The 21,594-nt window shown below is 67.6% G+C and carries 22 protein-coding genes; 12 read left to right on the top strand and 10 right to left on the bottom strand.

Annotation, left to right across the window (positions count from 1 at the left end; translation table 11 throughout):
* The first annotated feature begins 107 nt into the window (after window positions 1–107).
* Genes FE811_RS19845 through FE811_RS19870 form a run of 6 tightly spaced genes read left to right on the top strand, consistent with a single transcriptional unit; the run spans window position 108 to window position 3,428 of the window.
* Window positions 108–533 (top strand): ketosteroid isomerase-related protein, encoded by a 426-nt coding sequence (locus tag FE811_RS19845; RefSeq protein WP_072462355.1) that lies wholly within the window; start codon window positions 108–110, stop codon window positions 531–533.
* On the top strand, window positions 530–1,111 hold the full coding sequence (locus FE811_RS19850) for a GNAT family N-acetyltransferase (RefSeq protein ID WP_072462356.1): 582 nt from the start codon (window positions 530–532) through the stop codon (window positions 1,109–1,111). Before FE811_RS19845 ends, FE811_RS19850 begins: the two co-directional genes overlap by 4 nt.
* An 8-nt stretch (window positions 1,112–1,119) precedes the next feature.
* A complete protein-coding gene (locus tag FE811_RS19855; protein ID WP_072462400.1) occupies window positions 1,120–1,977 on the top strand; it encodes a carbon-nitrogen hydrolase family protein in 858 nt (285 codons plus the stop codon).
* Window positions 1,978–2,031: 54 nt separating this feature from the next.
* Window positions 2,032–2,376: a phage minor head protein gene (locus tag FE811_RS28765; protein WP_116222179.1), complete on the top strand. Its 345-nt coding sequence runs from the start codon at window positions 2,032–2,034 to the stop codon at window positions 2,374–2,376.
* Between the two features lie 15 nt (window positions 2,377–2,391).
* A complete protein-coding gene (locus FE811_RS19865; RefSeq protein ID WP_116222178.1) occupies window positions 2,392–2,850 on the top strand; it encodes a hypothetical protein in 459 nt (152 codons plus the stop codon).
* Complete coding sequence (locus FE811_RS19870) at window positions 2,850–3,428, top strand: hypothetical protein (protein ID WP_116222177.1); 579 nt, start codon at window positions 2,850–2,852, stop codon at window positions 3,426–3,428. Before FE811_RS19865 ends, FE811_RS19870 begins: the two co-directional genes overlap by 1 nt.
* Before the next feature lies 1 nt (window position 3,429).
* Here FE811_RS19870 and FE811_RS19875 read toward each other — a convergent pair whose 3' ends face one another.
* Window positions 3,430–4,887, bottom strand: coding sequence for a 2-isopropylmalate synthase (locus FE811_RS19875; protein ID WP_116222176.1), 1,458 nt, complete (start codon window positions 4,885–4,887; stop codon window positions 3,430–3,432).
* Window positions 4,888–5,018: 131 nt separating this feature from the next.
* Between FE811_RS19875 and FE811_RS19880 the strand changes: the two genes are divergently transcribed.
* A complete protein-coding gene (locus FE811_RS19880) occupies window positions 5,019–6,689 on the top strand; it encodes an NAD+ synthase (RefSeq protein ID WP_116222175.1) in 1,671 nt (556 codons plus the stop codon).
* 179 nt (window positions 6,690–6,868) lie between these two features.
* Here the strand turns inward: FE811_RS19880 and pncB are convergent, their stop codons facing one another.
* Entirely contained in the window at window positions 6,869–8,179 is a 1,311-nt protein-coding gene (gene pncB / locus FE811_RS19885; protein WP_181180902.1) for a nicotinate phosphoribosyltransferase, read from the bottom strand.
* Entirely contained in the window at window positions 8,176–8,772 is a 597-nt protein-coding gene (pncA, locus tag FE811_RS19890) for a bifunctional nicotinamidase/pyrazinamidase (RefSeq protein WP_116222174.1), read from the bottom strand. The genes pncB and pncA overlap by 4 nt, the downstream gene beginning before the upstream one ends.
* A gap of 100 nt (window positions 8,773–8,872) precedes the next feature.
* Between pncA and FE811_RS19895 the strand changes: the two genes are divergently transcribed.
* Entirely contained in the window at window positions 8,873–9,778 is a 906-nt protein-coding gene (locus FE811_RS19895) for a rhodanese-related sulfurtransferase (protein ID WP_072462402.1), read from the top strand.
* Window positions 9,779–9,998: 220 nt separating this feature from the next.
* Window positions 9,999–10,598: an outer membrane protein gene (locus FE811_RS19900; protein ID WP_036760122.1), complete on the top strand. Its 600-nt coding sequence runs from the start codon at window positions 9,999–10,001 to the stop codon at window positions 10,596–10,598.
* A gap of 60 nt (window positions 10,599–10,658) precedes the next feature.
* Here the strand turns inward: FE811_RS19900 and FE811_RS19905 are convergent, their stop codons facing one another.
* From FE811_RS19905 to FE811_RS19920, 4 genes are all read right to left on the bottom strand, one after another.
* The gene (locus FE811_RS19905; protein WP_036760120.1) at window positions 10,659–12,941 is read right to left on the bottom strand and encodes an NADP-dependent malic enzyme; all 2,283 of its coding nucleotides are present in this window, start codon (window positions 12,939–12,941) and stop codon (window positions 10,659–10,661) included.
* Between the two features lie 85 nt (window positions 12,942–13,026).
* Window positions 13,027–14,403, bottom strand: a complete 1,377-nt coding sequence (locus FE811_RS19910) for an oligosaccharide flippase family protein (protein ID WP_036760118.1) — start codon at window positions 14,401–14,403, stop codon at window positions 13,027–13,029.
* A complete protein-coding gene (locus FE811_RS19915; RefSeq protein ID WP_036760116.1) occupies window positions 14,403–15,887 on the bottom strand; it encodes a Wzz/FepE/Etk N-terminal domain-containing protein in 1,485 nt (494 codons plus the stop codon). Before FE811_RS19915 ends, FE811_RS19910 begins: the two co-directional genes overlap by 1 nt.
* 42 nt (window positions 15,888–15,929) lie before the next feature.
* Window positions 15,930–16,670 (bottom strand): chromosome partitioning protein, encoded by a 741-nt coding sequence (locus FE811_RS19920; RefSeq protein ID WP_036760114.1) that lies wholly within the window; start codon window positions 16,668–16,670, stop codon window positions 15,930–15,932.
* 272 nt (window positions 16,671–16,942) lie between these two features.
* Here FE811_RS19920 and FE811_RS19925 point away from each other — a divergent pair, with 272 nt between their 5' ends.
* On the top strand, window positions 16,943–17,770 hold the full coding sequence (locus FE811_RS19925; protein WP_116222173.1) for a glycosyltransferase: 828 nt from the start codon (window positions 16,943–16,945) through the stop codon (window positions 17,768–17,770).
* Here FE811_RS19925 and FE811_RS19930 read toward each other — a convergent pair.
* Complete coding sequence (locus tag FE811_RS19930) at window positions 17,767–18,537, bottom strand: hypothetical protein (RefSeq protein ID WP_116222172.1); 771 nt, start codon at window positions 18,535–18,537, stop codon at window positions 17,767–17,769. The two genes, FE811_RS19925 and FE811_RS19930, sit on opposite strands and share 4 nt — an antisense overlap.
* Window positions 18,538–18,843: 306 nt before the next feature.
* Here FE811_RS19930 and FE811_RS19935 point away from each other — a divergent pair, with 306 nt between their 5' ends.
* The gene (locus FE811_RS19935; protein ID WP_116222171.1) at window positions 18,844–19,542 is read left to right on the top strand and encodes a sugar transferase; all 699 of its coding nucleotides are present in this window, start codon (window positions 18,844–18,846) and stop codon (window positions 19,540–19,542) included.
* Here the strand turns inward: FE811_RS19935 and FE811_RS19940 are convergent.
* Window positions 19,536–19,715: a hypothetical protein gene (locus tag FE811_RS19940; protein WP_240540192.1), complete on the bottom strand. Its 180-nt coding sequence runs from the start codon at window positions 19,713–19,715 to the stop codon at window positions 19,536–19,538. The two genes, FE811_RS19935 and FE811_RS19940, sit on opposite strands and share 7 nt — an antisense overlap.
* A gap of 233 nt (window positions 19,716–19,948) precedes the next feature.
* On the opposite strand from FE811_RS19940, the gene FE811_RS19945 reads away from it, so the two are divergent.
* Window positions 19,949–21,154 (top strand): glycosyltransferase, encoded by a 1,206-nt coding sequence (locus FE811_RS19945; protein WP_116222170.1) that lies wholly within the window; start codon window positions 19,949–19,951, stop codon window positions 21,152–21,154.
* Here FE811_RS19945 and FE811_RS19950 read toward each other — a convergent pair.
* On the bottom strand, window positions 21,135–21,594 hold a 460-nt coding region (locus FE811_RS19950), incomplete at its 5' end, for a 4-phosphopantetheinyl transferase (protein WP_140848519.1). The genes FE811_RS19945 and FE811_RS19950 overlap by 20 nt on opposite strands.

The raw sequence follows: 21,594 nt of genomic DNA on the forward strand, positions 1-21,594 counted from the left end.
CTGAGACTCCCACAAGCAAGGTGAAAAGGGGGGGCCATCTCCGCCAAAGGGCGGAGGTGACGACAGGCACCCGGCGCGCTAGAGGGGGACCAAAGAAGGAGACCGCCATGGATACCAAGGCCCTGATCGCCGCCTATTACGACGCCTTCAACGCCGGCCGCACCGACGAGATGCTGGGCTATCTGCATGACGAGGTCGAGCATCACGTCAACGAGGGCGGCATCCGCCGCGGCAAGGCCGCCTTCGCCGCGTTCAACGCCCACATGACCCGCAGCTATCGCGAGGAACTGACCGACATGGTGATCTTCGCCAACGAGGCGGGCGACCGGGCGGCGGCGGAATTCGTGGTCAACGGCACCTATCTGGCGACCGACGAGGGCCTGCCCGAGGCGCAGGGCCAGACATACGTCCTGCCCGCCGGCGCCTTCTTCACCATCCGCGACGGCCGGATCGCGCGGGTGACGACCTATTACAACCTCGCCGACTGGACGCGCCAGGTTTCGGGGGAGGTTTCGGGGCAGGTCTCGGCGTGATCCGCACCGAATCCCTGACCGGAGAGGCGGTCGCCGCCGCGCTGGACGACCTGGCGCGGCTGCGCATCGCGGTGTTCCGCGACTGGCCCTATCTCTACGACGGCGACCTGGATTATGAACGCGACTACCTGCGCGCCTATCAGTCGCCCGGCGCGGTGGTGGTCGCGGCCTGGGACGGCGACCGCATGGTCGGCGCCGCGACCGGCGCGCCGATGGAGGACCATGCCGGCGATTTCGCCACCGCCTTCGCCAACCGGCCCGAGCGGCTGGACGAGATCTTCTATTGCGCCGAGTCGGTGCTGCTGCCCGAATATCGCGGCCATGGCCTGGGCCACGCCTTCTTCGACGGGCGCGAGGCGCAGGGCCGGGCGCTTGGCCGCCGCTACAGCGCCTTTTGCAGCGTGATCCGCCCCGAGGACCACCCACTGCGGCCCCAGGGCTATCGCCCGCTGGACGGGTTCTGGCTGAAGCGCGGCTATGCGCCCTTGCCGGGCGTGGTCGCCGGCTTCGAATGGAAGGACATCGGCGAGGCCGAACCCTCCCGCAAACCCCTGCAATTCTGGATGAAAACCCTGTGAGCCGGATCGTGAAAATCGCCGCCGCCGCCTATCCCTTCGACTGGCTGGCGGATCTGGACGCCTATCGCGCCAAGATCTCGGCCTGGGTCGAGCAGGCCGCCGATTGCGACCTGCTGGTCTTTCCCGAATATGGCGCGATGGAGCTGGCCTCGCTGGGCGGGCCGCTGGTCGCGGGCGACCTGGAAGCCTCGCTGCACGAGGTCGCCCGGCACGAGGCCGCGCGCGACGCGCTGCATGCGGACCTGGCGGCGCGGCATGGGGTGCATATCCTGGCCGCCTCGGGGCCCTGTTTCGACGGGCCGCGCCCGGTCAACCGTGCGGTGCTGTTCGGGCCGCGGGGGCGGATCGGCCATCAGGACAAGCAGGTCATGACCCGGTTCGAGCGCGAGGACTGGGACGTGGTCGGCGCCCCCGGCCTGCGGGTCTTTGACACCGAGGTCGGGCGGCTGGGCGTGCTGATCTGCTATGACAGCGAGTTTCCGCTGCTGGGCCGCGTGCTGGCCGAGGCGGGGGTCGAGGTGGTGCTGGTGCCCTCTTGCACGGACACGGTGGCGGGGTTCAACCGGGTCCGCATCGGCGCCATGGCCCGCGCGCTGGAAAGCCAATGCGTCGTGGTGCAGGCGCCGACCGTGGGCGATGTGGACTGGAACCCCGCCATCGACGAGAACCGCGGCGCCGCGGCGATCTATGCGCCCCCGGACGGGCTGTGGCCCGAAAGCGGTGTCCTGGCCGAGGGGCTGATGGACGTGCCCGGATGGGTCAAGGCCGAGGTGGACCTGGACCTCGTGGCCGAAAGCCGCCGCAACGGGCGGGTGCTGCCCTTCGCGCATTGGGGCGAGAGTGCAGCGATGCGGCTGGTGGATTAGAACGGGCCGCAACGCCCGCACCATTAACCGAATCTTGGCAGTTTCTGTTGGAGTATCCCCGGCGACACGGGGGTTCTCTGGCATGAACATGATCTATACGGAAGCGTATCGGACGGCGTTCGATGCTTATCTGCGCAAGGGCATTCCGATTCGGCTGACCCTGAAGCACAGGCTGGGCCGGCAGACCAATACGTCTGGCGCTGCCGGAACGACGATCGGGTGCGGACGACCCGTCGCGCGAACGACGGCCGGGTGTTTTCATGGGACGACCCGCCTGACACCGGCCATCCGGGCGAGGATTACAACTGCCGCTGCGAGGCCGTGCCCTATATGCCCGGCGAGACAGAGTTCGCGTCTCACGAGTTCACGTCCGGTTTCCCGCGCAGTTCCGTTCGGTAGGTAGACCTGGATTTCGTGTTCCACTACTATTTTGGCGGCGGCCGCGCCGTGACCCTCGATGAGATCGGGTATTTGCGCGGGATTGTCGAGCAGTATGCGTATCGCGATGGCGCAGAAGGGGCTTTTCCCAGACTTTCGGGGCAGATTGCTGATGCCGCCAGAAAGCAGGGAACCGGACCAGTTGCTTACGATTTCCGGTTTACTTACGATTTTGGTAGTGTCGCGTTTTCCCATGGCGACGGGACCGTCAAAGAATTGTTCATAGGATGGGCCGAGGATTATGGTGAGATCTTCCGTATTTCCGGCGACATCAGTTTCGAATTCACTGACGATTTCGTCGATCCGCTGGATATGAATTTCGAACCTGGGGGCACGCCCTATCACATCAGCGGAAGGTGGCGCACGAGTTTCTCGGCAGAAGTGCTCAAGGACCGCAAGCGCAGCATTTACTTTGATCCCAAGGAATCGCGATAATGCTGCGCAAGTTTGGCCGCCACCTGCTTTTGCTTCCGGTCTTTCTTTTCCTGCTGTGGGCGCTGGTCGCCGGTGTGCAATGGGTCAGACACGCGCCCAAAAGCGTGACGTTGCCAAATGGAATGATGTTCAAGCTGGAATACTACTTTCCCGGAGCGCCTATCGCATTGTTCGCAACCGATGGCAGAAAGATTCTGGCGCGCGAGATCGAGTTCGTTTGCTTCGACGATCGCTATGTCAGCATCACATCCTACAAACTCGGTGATTCTGGCATTTACGATGCCCAGACCAACGCCAAGGTTCGAGAGGAAGAACAGGACTCCGTGGAATATCTCCTGATGCACGCGCGCCGCAAAGCGTGCAACGGCTATTACACCGGCCTCCTTGGTGCTGTTTTTCTGCTCGATGGCCAGAAATACTCGTCGCTCCTGCCGCCCTGCGAATGGCGAAATCTCGACAATCCGGCGCTGAAGAACCGTGCCTGGTTCGACCGGCCCTGCGATGACAGATCATGGCGGGAGCCGCCCGCCTCATCCAACGCGAACAAGGCGAAGGCGGACGGCCGCCCCGAACCCTAGCCTATTCTGCCACGGCCGGCTCGGCCGGCACCGCCCCTTCGGGCGTCTCGGCGCCCTCGGGCACTGTCGCGCCCTCGGCGGGCACGGCCAGCCGGTTGTCTTCCCACTCGCCCGAGGCGACCTGGCCGGTGGCATAGCGCATCACGCCCGCGCCCTGGCGCTTGCCCATGACGAAATGGCCGGTATAGACGTCACCGTTGGCATAGGTCGCCACCCCTTCGCCGTCGATCTCGCCCTGCTTCCAGCTGCCTTCGTAGCGGAAGCCGTCCGGCGCGATCAGCCGGCCCTTGCCGTGGCGCAGCCCGTCCACGAACGAGCCGTCATAGGTGGTGCCGTCGGGATAGGTCGCCTGCCCCTGCCCGTGCCGCTGCCCGTCGCGCCAGGCACCGTTATAGACATAGCCGTCGGGATAGGTCATCCGGCCCTGCCCCTCGTTGCGGCCGCGCTTGAAGCCGCCCTCGTAGACCAGGCCGTTGGCGTATTTGGCGACGCCCTGCCCCTCGATCACGCCCGCGACCCATTCGCCGTCATAGCTGGCGCCGTCCGGATAGGTGATCAGGCCGCGGCCATGCGGCAGGTCGGCCATCAGCGCACCCTCATAGACTGAGCCGTCGGGATAGGTGATGCGGCCCAGCCCCTCCATCCGCCCCTCGACCCAGTCGCCGGTATAGACATAGCCGTCGGTGCCGGTGAAGGTGCCGACGCCCCAGCGCTTGTCGGCGCGGAAATCGCCCTCGTAGCGGTCGCCGTTGGCATAGGTGGCGACGCCCTTGCCCTCGCGCTTGCCATTGGCAAAGCGCCCCTCGTAGCCGTCGCCCGAGGGCTGGGTCAGCTTGCCCTGCCCGGCCATCTGCCCCGCCGACCAGCCGCCCTCGTAGACCAGCCCGTCCGGCATGGTCAGCTTGCCCTGGCCGGAACGCTGGTTCGCCCGCATCTCGCCTTCGTAGCTGGCGCCATCGGGATAGGTGATCTTGCCGAAGCCTTCCTTGACGCCCTGCTTCCAGTCGCCCTCGTAGCGATAGCCGTTGGGCTGGGTCAGCACGCCCTTGCCGTCATGCAGCGCGTTCAGGAAGCCGCCTTCGTAGACCGAGCCGTTGGCATAGCGCGCCACCCCCTGCCCGACGATCTGGCCGTCCTGCCAGTCGCCCTCGTAGCTGCCGCCGTCGGCATAGGTGATCTTGCCCTTGCCATGCGGCTTGCCGCCGGCGAAAGCGCCCTCGTAGACCGAGCCGTTGGGGAATTTCGCCACGCCCTGGCCCAGGATCTCGCCCTCGACCCAGTCGCCGGTATATTCATAGCCCGAGGGCAGCCTGTAGGTGCCGCGCCCGTGCTGCTTGCCGTTGCGGAAGGTGCCCTCGTAGACGCCGCCGTCGTCATATTGCTTGGTGATGACCGCTTGCGCGCCGGCCATGCTCGCGCCGGCCAGGATCACCGCGCAGGCGACAAGGGCTGCCTTCATGGGTGCTGCACTCCGCCTCGTTGCTGCTTTTGCCATCGGTTTATCGCAAGGGGCGCGCCGGCGCAAAGCCCGACTTTTCCTTTGCCGCGCCGTCGCCTATCAACGGGGGCAAGATCCGGTAAGGAAGCGCCATGACCGACACGTTCCGCATCACCCTTGGACAGCTGAACCCGACCGTGGGCGACCTGCCCGGCAATGCCGCCAAGGCGCGCGAGGCATGGGCCAGGGCGCGCGAGGCCGGCGCCAACCTGCTGGCCCTGCCCGAGATGTTCATCACCGGCTACCAGACCCAGGACCTGGTGCTGAAGCCCGGCTTCACGCAAGAGGCCATGGCGCATATCGTCGATCTGGCGCGGGATTGCGTCGACGGCCCCGCCATCGGCATCGGCGGCCCCTATGCCGAGGAGGACCGGCTCTACAACGCCTATTGGATCCTCAGGGGCGGCCGGGTGGCGGCGCGGGTGCTCAAGCACGAATTGCCGCACAAGCAGCTGTTCGACGAATGGCGGCTGTTCAACGTCGGCCCGATCTGCGGCCCCTATAGCCTGGACGGCCTGCGCATCGGCAGCCCGATCTGCGAGGACGCCTGGTGGCCCGAAGTGGCCGAGACCCTGGCCGAGACCGGGGCCGAGATGCTGCTGGTCCCGAACGGCAGCCCCTATCACCGCAACAAGCTGGACCTGCGCATGGGCCATATGGTCGCCCGCGTGGTCGAGACCGGGCTGCCGCTGATCTACCTGAACTCGGTCGGCGGGCAGGACGACCAGGTCTATGATGGTGGCAGCTTCGTGCTGAACCCCGGCGAGGACGGCGGCGCGGTCAAGGTCATGCAGCTGGCCCCCTTCGACGAGATGCTGGCCCATGTCGATTTCGCCCGCACGCCCGCCGGTTGGCGCGCGGTGCCCGGGCGCATGGACCACCAGCCCGACGAATGGGAACAGGATTATCGCGCCATGACGCTGGGCCTCAGCGACTACATGCGCAAGTCCGGTTTCCGCAAGGTGGTGCTGGGGCTGTCGGGCGGCATCGACTCGGCGCTGGTCGCCACCATCGCCGCCGACGCCATCGGCCCGGAAAACGTCCGCTGCGTCATGCTGCCCAGCGAATACACCTCGCAGGCCAGCCTGGACGATGCCGCCGATTGCGCGGCCCGGCTGGGCACGCGGCTGGACACGGTGCATATCGAGGGCGCCCGCGACGCGGTGGGCGACGCGCTGGCGCATCTGATGGCGGGCACACAGCCCGACGCGACCGAGGAAAACATCCAGTCCCGCCTGCGCGGCGTGATGCTGATGGCGCTGTCGAACAAGTTCGGCGAGCTGCTGCTGACCACCGGCAACAAGTCCGAGGTCGCGGTGGGCTATGCCACGATCTATGGCGACATGGCCGGCGGCTACAACCCGATCAAGGATCTCTACAAGACCCGCGTCTTTCAGACCTGCCGCTGGCGCAATGAAAACCACCGCGACTGGATGCTGGGCCGCACGGGCGAGGTGATCCCACCGCAGATCATCTCGAAGCCCCCCTCGGCCGAGCTGCGCCCGAACCAGAAGGACCAGGACAGCCTGCCGCCCTATGAGGTGCTGGACGCGATCCTGGAAGGGCTGGTCGAGAAGGACCTGGCGCTCAGGGATCTGGTCGCGCAGGGCTTCGAGCCCGAGACGGTCAAGAAGGTCGAGACCCTGCTTTATGGCAGCGAGTGGAAGCGTTACCAGGCCGCGCCGGGGCCGCGCATCTCGACCAAGGCCTTCTGGCTCGACCGCCGCTATCCGCTGGTGAACCGCTGGCGAGACCGGCTTTAGCGCGGCGCGACCGCCCTGCCCCAGCCGCCGAAACCGGGGGCTGGCGCCGCTGGCGCGCGATTAGCCGGGTCTTGCTGCAAGACGACGGTGAGGACGGCGCGATCTCGTTCGACGGCCATCCGGCGCCTCGGGCAAGGAATATGCGACGGCAGCGGCAAGGCACCGACCGAGCCGGCGGATCAGACCACCACCGCCATGCGCTGCTGCTGGCCGACGCCGAAGACGCGCTTGTAGCGCTCGATCTCGTCCTGCGGGCCGGTGGCCTTTTCGGGATTGTCGGACAGCTTGACGGTCGGGCGTCCCTCGGCCGCGACCGCCTTGCAGACCAGCGAGAACGGCGCCAGCCCGTCGCCCGGCACCAGCCCGCGGAAATCGTTGGTCAGAAGCGTGCCCCAGCCGAAGCTGATCTTGGCCCGGCCGTGGAAGCGTTGGAACAGATCCCGGATCTTGTCCACGTCCAGCCCGTCCGAAAAGATGATCAGCTTGTCGCGCGGATCCTCGCCGCGGTCCTGCCACCAGCGGATCGCGGTCTCGGCGCCCTCGGCCGGGTCGCCGCTGTCGACGCGGATGCCGGTCCAGCCGGCCAGCCAGTCCGGCGCATGGTCCAGGAACCCCTTGGTGCCATAGGTGTCGGGCAGGATGATGCGCAGCATCCCGTCATGCTCCTCGTGCCAGTCGGCCAGCACGCGATAGGGCGCCTGGCGCAATTCCGCGTCGCTGTCGGCCAGCGCGGCATAGACCATGGGCAGTTCATGGGCATTGGTGCCAATGGCCTCGATGTCGCGGCGCATGGCGATCAGGCAGTTCGAGGTGCCGATGAAACGCTGGTCGCCCAGGCCCTCGACCATGGCCTGCACGCACCAGTCCTGCCACAGGAAGCTGTGCCGCCGCCGCGTGCCGAAATCGGCGATGCGCAGGTCGGGGCCGAGCTTGCGCAATTCCTCGATCTTTTCCCAAAGCCGGGCCATGGCGCGGGCATAAAGCACCTGCAATTCGAACCGGCCCATGTCCTTGAGGACGGCGCGGCTTCGCAGTTCCATGATGATCGCCAGGGCCGGGATCTCCCACAGCATGACCTCGGGCCAGCGGCCCTCGAAGATCAGCTCGTACTGGCCGTCGCGCTTTTCCAGGTGATAGGCCGGCAGGCGCAGGTTCTCCAGGAACTCCATGAAATCGGGGCGGAACATCTGCCGCTTGCCGTAGAAGGTATTGCCGCGCAGCCAGGTGCTTTCGCCCCGCGTCAGCGTCAGGCCGCGCACATGGTCCAGCTGCTCGCGCAGCTCGCCCTCGTCGATCAGCTCGGCCAGGCGGATGCGGCTGGTGCGGTTGATCAGGCTGAAGGTGACTTGCGTGTCGGGCCGGTTGCGAAACACCGACTGGCACATCAGCAGCTTGTAGAAATCGTCGTCGATCAGCGAGCGCACGATCGGGTCGATCTTCCACTTGTGGTTATAGACGCGGGTGGCGATGTCGACGGTCGGGATCATCATGCCAGCACCACCCCCGCCTTGCGCATGTCCTCGCGCGCCGCCTCGCGCGAGCCGTTCAGGTCGATGGCGCGGGTGGCATCCTCGATCACGGTGGCGCGGAAACCCAGCTTGGCCGCGTCGATGGCCGACCAGGCGACGCAGAAGTCATGCGCCAGCCCGACGAAGGCCAGATCCTCCATGCCGCGGTCGCGCAGGTATCCGGCAAGGCCGGTGGGCGTGCGGTGGTCGTTCTCGTAGAAGGCCGAATAGCTGTCGATCTGCGGCCGGAACCCCTTGCGGATCACCAGGTCGGCGCAATCGGCGGCCAGCGCCGGGTGAAAGCCCGCGCCCTCGGTCCCGATCACGCAATGCGCAGGCCACAGCACCTGCGGGCCATAAGCCATGTCCACGACCGAAAAGGCCGCCGCGCCGGGATGGTTGTCGGCAAAGCTGGCATGGTCGTGGGGGTGCCAGTCCTGGGTCAGCACCACGGCGTCGAAATCGGCCATCAGGTCGTTGATCGGCGCCACGATCTCGTCCCCGCCGGCGACGGCCAGCCGGCCGCCGGGACAGAAATCCAGCTGCATGTCGATGACGATCAGGGCCTTTGCCATGGCGCCTCTCCTGTTATCCCAGGAAAATTGGTAGGCGCAGGCGGCGGGGGCGTCAATGCGGCAACTTGATTGCACCCCCGCGCGGCGCTATGGCCAGCCCATGCTGATCGTCGCCGCGCTTTACCATTTCACCCGCTTTCCCGACCCGCAGGCGCTGAAGCCGCCGCTGGCGAAATGCGCCTGCGCGAACGGGGTCAGGGGCACGCTGCTGCTGGCGCCCGAGGGGATCAACGGCACCATCGCCGGCACGCGCGAAGGCATCGACGCGGTTCTGGCCCATATCCGCGCCCTGCCCGGCTGCGCGGGCCTGGAATGGAAGGAAAGCACGGCCGAGGCCATGCCCTTCGGCCGCATGAAGGTGCGGCTGAAGCGCGAGATCGTCACCATGGGCCAGCCCGACGTGGACCCCACCGCCGCCGTCGGCCGCTATGTCGCGCCGCAGGACTGGAACGCGCTGATCAGCGCGCCGGACGTGGCGGTGATCGACACCCGCAACGACTACGAGGTCGAGATCGGCACCTTCGCCGGCGCCGTCGATCCGGGCACCCGCAGCTTTCGCGACTTTCCCGCCTGGTGGCGCGAGAATGCGCATCGCTTCCACAACAAGCGCATCGCCATGTTCTGCACCGGCGGCATCCGCTGCGAGAAATCCACCAATTTCCTGCTGGGCGAAGGCGTGCCCGAGGTCTTTCACCTGAAAGGCGGCATCCTGAAATACCTCGAGGAAGTGCCGGAACAGGACAGCCTGTGGCGCGGCGAATGCTTCGTCTTCGACAAGCGGGTCAGCCTGGGCCACGGGCTGCGGCAGGGCCGCCACGAGCTTTGCCATGCCTGCCGCCGGCCGCTCGCGCCCGAGGATCGCGCCCGCCCGGAATACGAGCCCGGCGTCTGCTGCCACCGCTGCGCGGGCGAATATACCGAGGCCGACCGCGCCCGTTTCCGGGAACGCCAGCGCCAGGCCGAGCGCGGCGAGTGCTTTGGCGACACCGTCGAAACGGAAAGCTGAAAAATAATCATTATCAGTGCGTTAGGGAATATCTCCGTTCCCGCATCACGCCCCATCACGCCGGCTTGAGCGCGAAGCCCCTGTATCGGCGGGCTTTTTCCCGCGCCCCGCATCCCTGCGGCTAACGGGCCGTCACTTGTCCGTGCCGCGACGCCGGCAAGCCTTCCAATCCGGGCGCCGGGTGGTAGGCAGGCGGTCCGAGTTAAATGGAGAACTCACCATGAAGAAAGTCGGATACGCAGCTTTGGTTTCGCTGGTCGCCGGTGGTGCCTATGCGGGTGGCTATGTCCCCCCCGTGGTCGAGCAGCCGGTCGCGGTGCCGCCGCCCGTGACGACCGTTTCGGACAGCGACTGGACGGGCTTCTATGCCGGTCTGCAATACGGCAAGGGCAGCGGCGATCTTGGCAATCGCGGCGCGCTGGCCGATTTCGGCGATTACGACGGCTATGGTCTGCATGCGGGCTATCAGCGCGACCTGGGCCGCTTCGTCCTGGGCGGCGAACTGGACTACAACAAGATCTCGCCCGACGAGAACTATGACGACGGCGACCTGACCCGGCTGCGGCTGCGCGCGGGCGCCGACATGGGCCGCTTCCTGCCCTATGTCACGCTGGGCGCGGCCAAGATCTCGGTCGACGATTTCTCGGAAACCGGGCTGACCTATGGCCTCGGCGCCGATTTCAAGGTCACCGAGCGCTTCACCGTCGGCGCGGAATACAGCCGCAGCGACTTCAAGGACGTGCTGGAAGACGAAACCGGCATCAGCGGCCGCGACCTGGACACCGACCTGGTGCAGCTGCGCGCCTCGTATCGGTTCTGATCCTGCCGCAAGAAGCAAGGCGCCCCCGCTTCGGGGGCGCCTTTCGTTTAGCCGGGCGGGTTATTTCACCTGCCCCAGCCGGCCCGCGGCGATGGCGGCCATGTTCAGGATGTCGTTCACCGTCGAGCCGGTCGAACAGATCTGGATCGGCAGCGGCACGCCGGTCAGGATCGGGCCGATCACCGTCGCCCCCGCCATTTCCTGCAGCAGCTTGACCGAGATCGAGGCCGAGTGCCGCGCCGGCACCACCAGCACGTTGGCCGGCCCCTTGAGCCGCGAGAACGGGTATTTCGCCGCCTGCGACGGGTTCAGCGCCACGTCCACGGTCATCTCGCCCTCATATTCGAAATCGACGCGGCGCGCGTCCAGCACCTCGGTCGCATGGGCCATCTTCACCGCCCGCTCGCTGATCGGATAGCCGAAGTTGGAAAACGACAGGAAGGCCACCCGCGGCTCCAGCCCCAGCCCGCGCGCGACATGGGCGCCGCGGGTGGCGATGTCGGCCAGATCCTCGGCCTCGGGCCATTCATGGACCAGCGTGTCGCCCATCAGGATGACGCGGCCATTGTGCAGGACCGCGGTGATGCCCACGGCGCCGTCGGCCGGGGTCACGTCGAAAACCGTGCCGATCTGGGCCAGCACATGCGCGTTCTTGCGCGTGGCCCCCGTCACCAGACCGTCGCCATGGCCATGCGCCAGCATCAGCGAGGCAAAGACATGGCGGTCGCGATTGGCCAGCTTGACCGCATCCTCGCGGTCATAGCCCTTGCGCTGCAGGCGGGCATAGAGCGTCTCGTGATATTGCTCCAGGTGGCGGGAATTGCCGGCATTGACCACGGCGACCTCGCGCGCGGCTTCGCCCAGGCCCGCCGCCTCCAGCTTTTCGCGCACGTCGCTTTCGCGCCCGACGACGATGGCCTGGCCCATGCCGCCGCGCTGCCAGGCCACGGCGGCGCGCAGCACGCGCAGGTCGTCCCCCTCGGCAAAGATCATCCGGGCCTGGGCCTGGCGGGCGCGGGCATGGATGCCTTGCAGGATGGCCGCGGTCGGGTCCATGCGCGCCTTGAGCGACTGGACATAGCCCTCCATGTCGATGATCGGGCGGCGGGCGACGCCGGTATCCATCCCCGCGCGCGCCACCGCCGGCGGCACGACATGGATCAGCCGCGGGTCGAAGGGCGTCGGGATGATGTAGTCGCGGCCGAATTGCAGCTTGCGGCCGTAAGCCACAGCAACCTCGTCCGGCACGTCCTCGCGCGCCAGTTCCGCCAGCGCGCGGGCGCAGGCGATCTTCATCTCGTCATTGATGGCGCGGGCATGGATGTCCAGCGCGCCGCGGAACAGATAGGGAAAGCCCAGGACGTTGTTGACCTGGTTCGGATAGTCCGAGCGGCCGGTGGCGACGATGGCGTCGGGGCGGACGGCATGGGCCTCTTCCGGGGTGATCTCGGGGTCCGGGTTGGCCATGGCGAAGATGACCGGGTTCTCGGCCATGCCCCGCACCATCTCCTGCGTCACCGCGCCCTTGGCCGAGACGCCCAGGAACACGTCGGCGCCCTTCATCGCCTCTTCCAGCGTGCGGGCCTCGGTCACGACGGCATGGGCGGATTTCCACTGGTTCATGCCCTCGGTGCGACCCTGCCAGATCACGCCCTTGGTGTCGCACATGATGCAGTTTTCATGCCGCGCGCCCATGGATTTCAGCAGCTCCAGGCAGGCGATGCCGGCGGCGCCGGCGCCGTTCAGCACGATGCGCACATCCTCGATCCGCTTGCCCGACAGCTCCAGCGCGTTGATCAGCCCCGCCGCGCAGATCACCGCCGTGCCGTGCTGGTCGTCATGGAAGACCGGAATGTCCATGACCTCTTTCAGCCGCTGCTCGATGATGAAGCATTCCGGCGCCTTGATGTCCTCGAGGTTGATGCCGCCGAAGGTCGGGCCCATCAGCCGGACCGCATCGATGATCGCCTCGGGGTCTTCGGTGTCCAGCTCGATGTCGATGGCGTTCACGTCGGCAAAGCGCTTGAACAGCACCGCCTTGCCCTCCATCACCGGCTTCGAGGCCAGCGCACCCAGGTTCCCCAGCCCCAGGATCGCCGTGCCGTTCGAGATCACCGCGACCATATTGCCCTTGACGGTATAGTCATAGGCGGTCTCGGGCCGTTCGGCGATGGCCTCGACCGGGACCGCCACGCCGGGGGAATAGGCCAGCGACAGGTCGCGCTGCGTCGCCATCGGGGTCGAGGCCACGATGTCGTATTTGCCCGGACGGGGTTCCAGGTGATAGGCCAGAGCCTCTTCCCGCGTGATGCGGGACTTGCGCGGGGTGTTGTCGTCGCTCATCCGGTGCCTCCTCCTCGTGACGTTCCGGCAGCAATAGCGCCAGCCCAAGCGGAACCGGAAGGGGTAAAATGCCCGGCGGCGCGGCTCAGGGTATCATGGCGGCCAGCACCGCGTCGCGATGGCCGTTCAGCGCCGTCGCCGCCGCGACGATGGCAAGCGTGGCGGCGACCAGGTCGTGGCGCGGATCCCAGCAGCCATGCCGCCGCGCCAGCCAGACCGTCGCCGGATAGCACAGCACCTGCGCCAGCGCCTGCCCGATCAGCAGCCCCGGCAGGCCGTAAAGCACCGCGCCCCCGGCGACCAGCGCGGAATAGATCGCCGCGCGGGTGGATTGCACGACGAAGAAGCCGCGCGAATCCCCCGCCGCCAGCGCCGCGGATTCATAGCTCAGCGGAATGACCTGCAGCATCTGGATGCAGGCGATGGCGACCAGGATGCCACCCGCCGCGGCATAGCGCGGGTCATAGAGCAGCTCGACCAGCGGCGGCCCGGCCCAGGCCAGAATCACCGCCACTGCCAGCAGCAAGGCCGTCAGCCCGGCGCGGGTGCGGGCCAGGATGCGGGTGTTCTCGGCGCTTTCGGCCGGCGGGTGCTGGCGATACATCGGGATGAACAGCCGCCCGGCAATGGAGGATCCCAGCATGGCCGGCACCGTCGCCAGGAACAGGCCGATATTGTAGATGCCCAGCTGGTTCAGCGTCAGCACCCGGCCCAGGATGATCCGGTCGCCCTGGAACAGCAAGAAGCCGCAGATGGTGCTGAAAAAGATCCACTTGCCGAATTTCATCACCTCGGCGCGGGCCTCGGGCTCCATCCGCAGCCGGTTGCGGTGTCCGGGCAGGAACAGCCGGAACATCAGCAGCTGGACCAGGGCGCCCAGCACATTGCCCCAGACCAGCGCCCAGACCGATTGCAGGACCAGCGCCGCGGCGATGGTCAGCAGGATGCCGATCAGCTGGTTGCCAAGCTCGATCACCGTCAGCCGGCCCAGTTGCAGGTGGCGCGCGGCGGTGTCGATCCGGGTGGGAAGGAAGCCGCCCACGATCATCGAGCAGGCCGCCGCCGGGAACACCCAGCCGAACAGCGGCGCGTCGTAGAACAGCGCCAGCGGCCAGGCCATGACCATGGCCGCGCCGAAGATCATGAAGCCGCGGATGATCTTGAGCGTCCAGATCGTGTCGAGGAAATCCGGCTCGTCCCCGCGCTTGCTTTGCATGATCGAGGGGCCGAATCCCATGTCGCTGAACATGGTCAGCCCGATCAGGAAGCTTGTCACCAGCGCCATCAGGCCGAAATCGTCGGGGCTGAGGATGCGGGTCAGGATCAGGTTCGAGCCGAGCCGCATGATCTGGCCCAGGCCGAAATTGGCCATGGACCATGCGCCGCTGCCCAGGGCCCGCGAGGCAAAGCTGCGACCCGGCGCGGCGGCGGCGGCCTCGCTTCCGCCCTCCTGCCCGCTCATCAGCCCATCCCGTCGGTCGGCATCGGCACGACGCCGGGCGAGGGCAGGCCGGGAACCTTGCCGATCATCCACAGGGCGACCAGCACGCCCAGCACCAGAACCACGACCATGTAGAGGTTGCGCAGCCGGCGCCGGCGCAGGTCGGCCGCCGTCTGGCGATAGGGCAGCGAGATCACCGGCCGGGTGCCGGTGGCGCGGGCGAATTGCTCGCTGCGCCGCAGCACCGGATTCAGCAGCTCCAGCGCAAAGGCCGCGACCAGCGCCAGCCCGACGCTGACCCCCGCCCCCATCACCGCGCTCTTCTTGCGGTTCGACATGGCGGGATATTCCGGCGGCAGGGCGCGCTCCAGCATCACGAAACGCTCGGTCTGGTCGTTTTCCATCAGCATCTGCTGGGTTTCGACCTGGGCCAGCTGGCGCGAGATCTCGTTGTAGCGGTCCTGCAGGCGGCGCTGCTGGCGTGTCATCGCCTCAAGCTCGCGGCTGACTTCGGGGGCGCGGGCGCGGGCGCGGCCGATCTCGGTGCGGCGCAGCGCGATCCCGGCCTTCTGCTCGTTCAGCTTGGTCAGCTGGGCCTGGATCAGCTCGGTCTGGCGGCGGATCACGTCGGGCCCGCCGCTGCCGGTGCCGCTGTTCAGCAGCTTCAGGTTCTCTTCCAGCCGCCGGATCTCGGGATGGTCGGGCGCCAGCGTCCGGCGCGCCTGCGCCAGTTCGATCTCGGCGGTGCGGATCTGCTGCACCAGCGAGGCCGGGGGCCGCATCTCGGCCGCAAGCCCCCCCGCCTCCAGCGACAGCCGTTCGCGCTGCAGGGTCATGATGTCGCGGTCCAGCGCCGTCTCGGTCTCGGTCAGCTGGGCAAGCTGGGTTTGCAGGAACTCCTGCGAGCTGGGCAGCGCATCCTCGTTGCGGGCGCTGAACTCGACCAGCTTGCGTTCCTGTTCGGAAAGCTGCTCGTTCAGGCGGCGTTCCTCGCTGCGCAGGTATTCCTGCGCCTCCAGGATGCGCACCTGGCGATTCTCGCGGTCGCGGTTGACGACGCTGTTGGCGAAGTCGTTGGCGATGGCGGCCGCGGTCGCCGGCGTCTCGGCCTGGGCGGTGATGACGATGGCGGCCAGGGACATGCGGGAATCGACCGAAACGCCGGGGGCGGCGATGCTTTCGATCCGGGTCGAGCTGCGCAGCGCCACCAGCTTTTCCGACTCGCTCAGCGGGGTGTCGGCGAAAAGCCCCAGCCGCTCGATCACCTCGCGCAGGTTGGCGCGCGCCATCAGGCGCTGTTCGATCAGCTGCACCCGGCGCGAGGCGGGCAGCGAGCTGTCGGTGCCCTGGTCGATGGCGGCCGGCATGTCCAGCTGGATCACCGCCGACGCCTCATAGACGCGGGGCGAGGAAACGATCATGTAGAACGAGGTCAGCACGCCCAGGACCACGATCGTCAGCACCAGCGGCAGCCGCCGCCAGAGCATCGAGATCAGATCCTGCAAGGATTGAATCGGTCCCAAATCTTGAACCCTGTCTTTCGTTGTTCAGTCTTCCGACTTGTTCAGGACCACGCCCATCACCGGCGGCATGCCGACCAGCAGCCTTTCGCATTCCGCCATGTCCGAGGCGGTGCCGCTGCGCCCGTCGGCGACCAGCAGCAGCGCATCGGCCAGCGGCAGGGCGGCCAGCGCCGCATCCTCGCCCAAAAGGGCGGCGGTGTCGATGACCGCGATCCGGGCGGGGTGGCTGTCGTGCAGCTGCCGCATGGCCTGGGCCAGCGCCTCGTCCTGCAATAGCTCGGCCGCGTCCGGCTCGGCCCGGTCGGGGGCCAGGACCGACAGGTTCGGCGCCTCGTCCACGCGCGAGACCAGCGCGCCCAGGCCGCCGCCGCCCTCGCGCAGCGCGGCCGAGACCGCCGTGCAGCCCGGGATGCCCAGCTGGCCGGCCACGCTGGGCTTGCCCAGGTCCAGGTCGATCAGCGTCACCTGCGTATGCGGCTGGCGGGCCAGCGCCAGGGCCAGGTTCACCGCGACGAAGGTGCCGCCCGCGCCCGGCGTCACCGGCACCACGGCAAGCCTGCTCCAGCCGCGGCTGCGCATCTCGCGCAGGATGCGGGTGCGCAGCAGCGAGAAACGCTGCGCGCTGATCTTGGCATGTTTCGCGTCCATGGCGGCCAAGGCCGCCTCGCGCCGGATGAACTTGCTCGAGACATGGCCCTGCGCCGCATCGGGCGCAGCCTGTCCAACCGGCGTCCTGTCCGGGTCGTTCCCTGTCGCGGGCGTCAAACCTGTTGCCCCTCTGCCTCTGGTGAAACGGCGCCGCCCACGGGGGCGGCGGCCTGCCGGTGACTTTCCCGGCAGCGGCATGGTAGCGTCGGCGCCATGAACGCGACAACCCAAAACCGGCCCGATCCCGACAATGCCCCGCATTTCCCGGTGTCGCGGTGCCGTTTCCCCCCGTTCCGGCCGGCGACCGGCGCCGGCGCGCGATTCTCAGCCGCCGATTGCCCTGCCGCTCGATTCGGCGGCGGCCCGTCCAAAGGCCCGGTGCCGGCCCGATGACGCCCTGCACCATCATCCTGCCCGCGCATGACGAGGCCGGCTATATCGACGCCTGCCTCGACCATGTGCTGGCCCAGGACCATGCCGGCCCGGTCGCGCTGGTCCTGGTCGCCAACGGTTGCCACGACGACACCGCCGCCCGCGCCCGCGCCCATGCGCCGGCCTTTGCCGCGCGCGGCTGGCGGCTGCGGGTCGAGGAACTGGCGCAGGGCGGCAAGATCGGCGCGCTGAACCACGGCGACGCCTGCGCCGGGCCGGGCGTGCGGCTGTATCTGGACGCCGACATTCGCATGGGACCGCGGCTTCTGTCGGGGATCATGCGGGTGCTGGACGTGCCCCGGCCGCGCTATGCCGGCGGGCGGCTGGTGGTGGCGCCCGCCCGCAGCGCGGTGTCGCGCGCCTATGCCCGGTTCTGGCAGAAACTGCCCTTCGTGGCCCAGGGCGTCACCGGCGCCGGGCTTTTCGCGGTCAACGAGGCCGGGCGCGCGCGCTGGGGGGCCTTTCCGCAGGTCATCTCGGACGACACCTTCGCCCGGCTGCAATTCGCGCAGGACGAGCGTTTCCTGGTGGACGAGCCCTATGAATGGCCGCTGGTCGAGGGGTTCGGGCCGCTGGTCCGGGTCCGGCGGCGCCAGGACGCGGGCGTGGCCGAGATCGCCCGGCTGTTCCCCGACCTGCCCCCGCGACAGGGCCATGTCCGCCCCGGCAGGGCGGAACTCGCCCGCCTTGCCGCCGCCGATCCGCCGGGCTTTGCCGCCTATGCCGCCGTCGCGCTGGCGGTGCGGCTGGGCCGCAACAGCCAGGAATGGGCGCGCGGCCGCTAATCGGCGCCGAATTCCTGCACCACCTGCCAGGCAAGCTCCTGCAGCACGGCCGCCTGCTCCTGGGGCACCTGGGGATAGGGGCCGCCGCCGCCTGGGATCCGGTTGGTCAGCCCGACCGGGCTTTTGCCGGTCAGGGTCGCGTAATTGATCATGGCTATGTAATAGCACCCGCCCTTCTCGGTCGGGTGGATGTCGTCGAGGAAAAAGTCGCGGATCGAGGTCGCGCCGGGAACCTTGCCCGCTTCGGCGGCGTCATGCAGCCGCACCATGCCCAGCCCCACCGGGACCAGCCGCATCGGCTCGGCCCCCTCGGGCAGGTCGCGGTTCACATGGTCGGCGATCGCCTGCCACTGCGGCAGATCCGCCATGATGCGGTCGCGCCAAGCCCTGGTCGAGCCCGGCTCGATGTAATCCCAGGTCTGGTAGAGATAGGGCTTGACCCTGGGGTTCGACTGCCGCGCCAGTTCCACCCATTTCGCGGCATAGCCAAGGCTGTCGTGGTATTCCATCGCCGGGGCCAGCGGCACGCGCTCGGTGATGACCAGCGCCTCGACGGCATGGCCGGGCAGCCATTTGCGCCCGTTCACCCCTTGCGCGTGATGCGCCTCCTTCCACTGCCATTCCAGCGGGGCGCCGTTGAGGATCTGCATTTCCACCGGCTCTTCCAGCAGGCCCTGCATCATGCCGGGCACCGTCGTGCCCATCAGGCTGTGGCCGATGTAGAAAGCCGAGACGCTTTCAATTAAAAATTGCAGGACACCCGCCATATCGACAACCCTCGATTGTGAAATGCTTTTGCCCAGCATCGCATCCCGGCATCGCGAATTCCACCCAATTCAACCGACAGTTGCCAATATAACGCTGCGACAACCAATACGCCGCACGACCAGCAAAACTCTCGGGTTTCACCTAATATGTTTACCCTAGGTAAAGGCGGTTCCTCCCGGCCGAGAACCTGCTGTAAAGCATTGTTTTCAAATGAACCTATACTTTTCGTCAGTGTCCAAATTCGTTCTAGTTTTATTCAAATGCCCGGCTATACTGCGAGGGTAGTGATGAGGGCGGGTTTTCAAATGCGGCACACCACGGATTTCGATATCGAGACAATCGACTCGGTCCTGCAAACGGTCGCAAAAGGAAACACCAATCAGCCCCTGGGCGCCCGATCCCTTTACTCCCGCTTTATCAAGCGTCCGCTGGACATCACCGCCGTCCTTCTGGCGGTGCCGATCATCGTGCCGGTGGTGCTGATCCTGGCGCTCGTCATCCTGTGGCACGGCGAGAAGCCCTTCTACACCCAGCTGCGGGTCGGCCGTTCCGGCCGCAGCTTCCGGCTGTGGAAGCTGCGCACCATGGTCGAGGATGCCGACCGGCGGCTGGAGGAACACCTGGCCGCCAATCCCGAGGCCAGGGCGGAATGGGATCTGACGCAGAAGCTGAAGAACGATCCGCGCATCACCTCGACCGGCCGCTTCCTGCGCAAGACCTCGCTGGACGAACTGCCGCAGCTGTGGAACGTGCTGCGCGGCGACATGAGCATCGTCGGCCCGCGGCCGATGATGATCGAACAGGCCCCGCTTTATCCGGGGGCGGATTACTATCACCTGCGGCCGGGCGTCACCGGGCTGTGGCAGATCTCGGATCGCAACGACAGCACCTTCGCCGCCCGCGCGACCTTCGACGCGCGCTATGCAGCCGATCTGAGCTTCAGCGGCGATGTCGCCATCATCGCCAAGACCGTGGGCGTGGTGCTGCGCTGCACCGGCTACTGAATGGTGCGGCCGCGTCCGGCCCCTATTTCGGCCTGCATCTCGTGCCGCTCGATACACCGGAAACGCCGCCAGGCGACGAAAAGGGTGGCGGCCGTCCCGCTGACGATATAGATCAGCAGCGCGGCCCAGAACGACAGATCGAAGGCAGCAAACCCGATCAGCGCGCTGGCCAAGGCAATTGCGACACCAAGGGTCAGGATGCCAGTCAGAGGCTTTCTCCTCAAATGTACAAATCCTCAGAACAATAGTGCCAAAGAAACCGGAAATCGCTAGACAAACTTTGGTGCGTCTTGCGGTAATACGGCATATCCGCCCATTGTTCAGCAAAAATAGGCGCCAACCAGCCGAAATCTCGGGGCGATAACGGGGCGCAAGGGCTTTTCTTCATGGATTAGGGACCGTCAGCTTGCGAATCGGTTATTTGATCAATACCTACCCTCGCCCCTCGCACAGCTTCATCCGGCGGGAAATCGCGGCGCTTGAGAACGAGGGGCTCGAAATCCACCGATTCGCCATGCGCGGCGACGGCGGCGCGCTCAGCGATCCCGCCGACCTTGCCGAACATGCCCGCACCGAGCGGGTGCTGGAGGCCGGGGCCGCGCGGCTTCTGGCCGATCTGGCCGGACGCGGCGCGGCAAGCCCCGCGCAATTCGCCGCCGCCCTGCGGCTGGCGCGGCGCCGGGCGCGGGCCGGCGAAGGCAGCCTTGCCCGGCAGCTGATCTACCTGGCCGAGGGCGCGCGGGTGGCAGGCCGGGCACGGGCGCTGGGGCTTGCGCATGTTCACGCGCATTTCGGCACCAATTCGGCCAGGGTCGCCGCCTATGCGCGCCTGCTGGGCGGTCCGCGCTTCAGCTTCACCGTCCACGGCCCCGAGGAATTCGACAATCCCCAGGCGCTGGACCTGGGCGGCAAGCTGGCGCTGGCCGAGTTCTGCGTTGCCGTCAGCAGCTATGGCCGCTCGCAGCTTTGCCGCTGGGCCGCGCCCGGCGACTGGGACAAGGTCCATGTCGTGCATTGCGGCCTGGACCTGGCCCGCTGGGCCGAACCGCAGACCCTGCCGGCAGGCCCCTTCCACATGGTCGCCGTCGGCCGCTTTGCCGAGCAGAAGGGCTTCGGCCTGCTGATCCGCGCCTTCGCCCTGGCCTGGCGCCGCAACCCCGCCTTGCGCCTGTCGCTGGTCGGCGACGGCGAGCTGCGCCCGCAGGTCGAATCCCTGATCGCCGCCGAGAGCATGGGCAAGGCGGTCCGCCTGCTCGGCTGGCAGGACGAGGCCGGCGTGCGCGCCGCCATGGATGCCGCCCATGCCCTGGTCACGCCCAGCTTCGCCGAGGGCCTGCCGGTGGTCATCATGGAGGCCATGGCCTGCGCCCGCCCGGTGATCGCCACCTATATCGCCGGCATCCCCGAGCTGGTCCGTCCGGGCCTGGAAGGCTGGCTCGTCCCCGCCGGCGACGCCGCGGCGCTGGCCGATACGATGCTGCAAGCCGCCGAGGCTGCGCCCAACGCCCTGGCAGCCATGGGCGCCCGCGCCCGCGCCCGCGTCATGGAACGCCACGACATCCGCGAATCCGCCCGGCGGCTGGCAGCGCTGTTCAGCCGCGCCACAGGCTGAGCGCCAGCCAGCAGCCCGCCGCCTGCCCCCAGCGCCCGCCGATCAGCCGCTCGCCCATACAGGCGCGGAATCGCCGGGGTCCGACCACCGCCGGCACCGCGCGGAAATCCAGCATTTGGCCGGTCAGCGGATATTGCGCCTTGAACATCGCCTCCTTGGCGCAAAAGGCCAGCAGGGCATCCCCGGCGCCCTGCAGGCGAAAGGGCATGACCGTCTCGGCCAGGCCCTGCGGGACGGAGCGGTTGCAGGGTTCCAGATCGACGCCCACGCTGGCCCCGCCCGGCGGGGCGGCGATGGCGATGCAGTAATCGCCGCTATGCGACAGGCTGGCGCGCAGGCCCGGCGGCAAGTCCGGCTGGCGATCCGGCCGCGCCGCGATCGGCCGGCCGGCGGGCAGGTCGTGCCCCGCCTCGCGGATCGCCGCCCGCAGCGCCATGCGG

This window comes from Paracoccus sp. FO-3, from assembly GCF_006386455.1.
In the GTDB taxonomy this organism is placed as follows: domain Bacteria; phylum Pseudomonadota; class Alphaproteobacteria; order Rhodobacterales; family Rhodobacteraceae; genus Paracoccus; species Paracoccus versutus.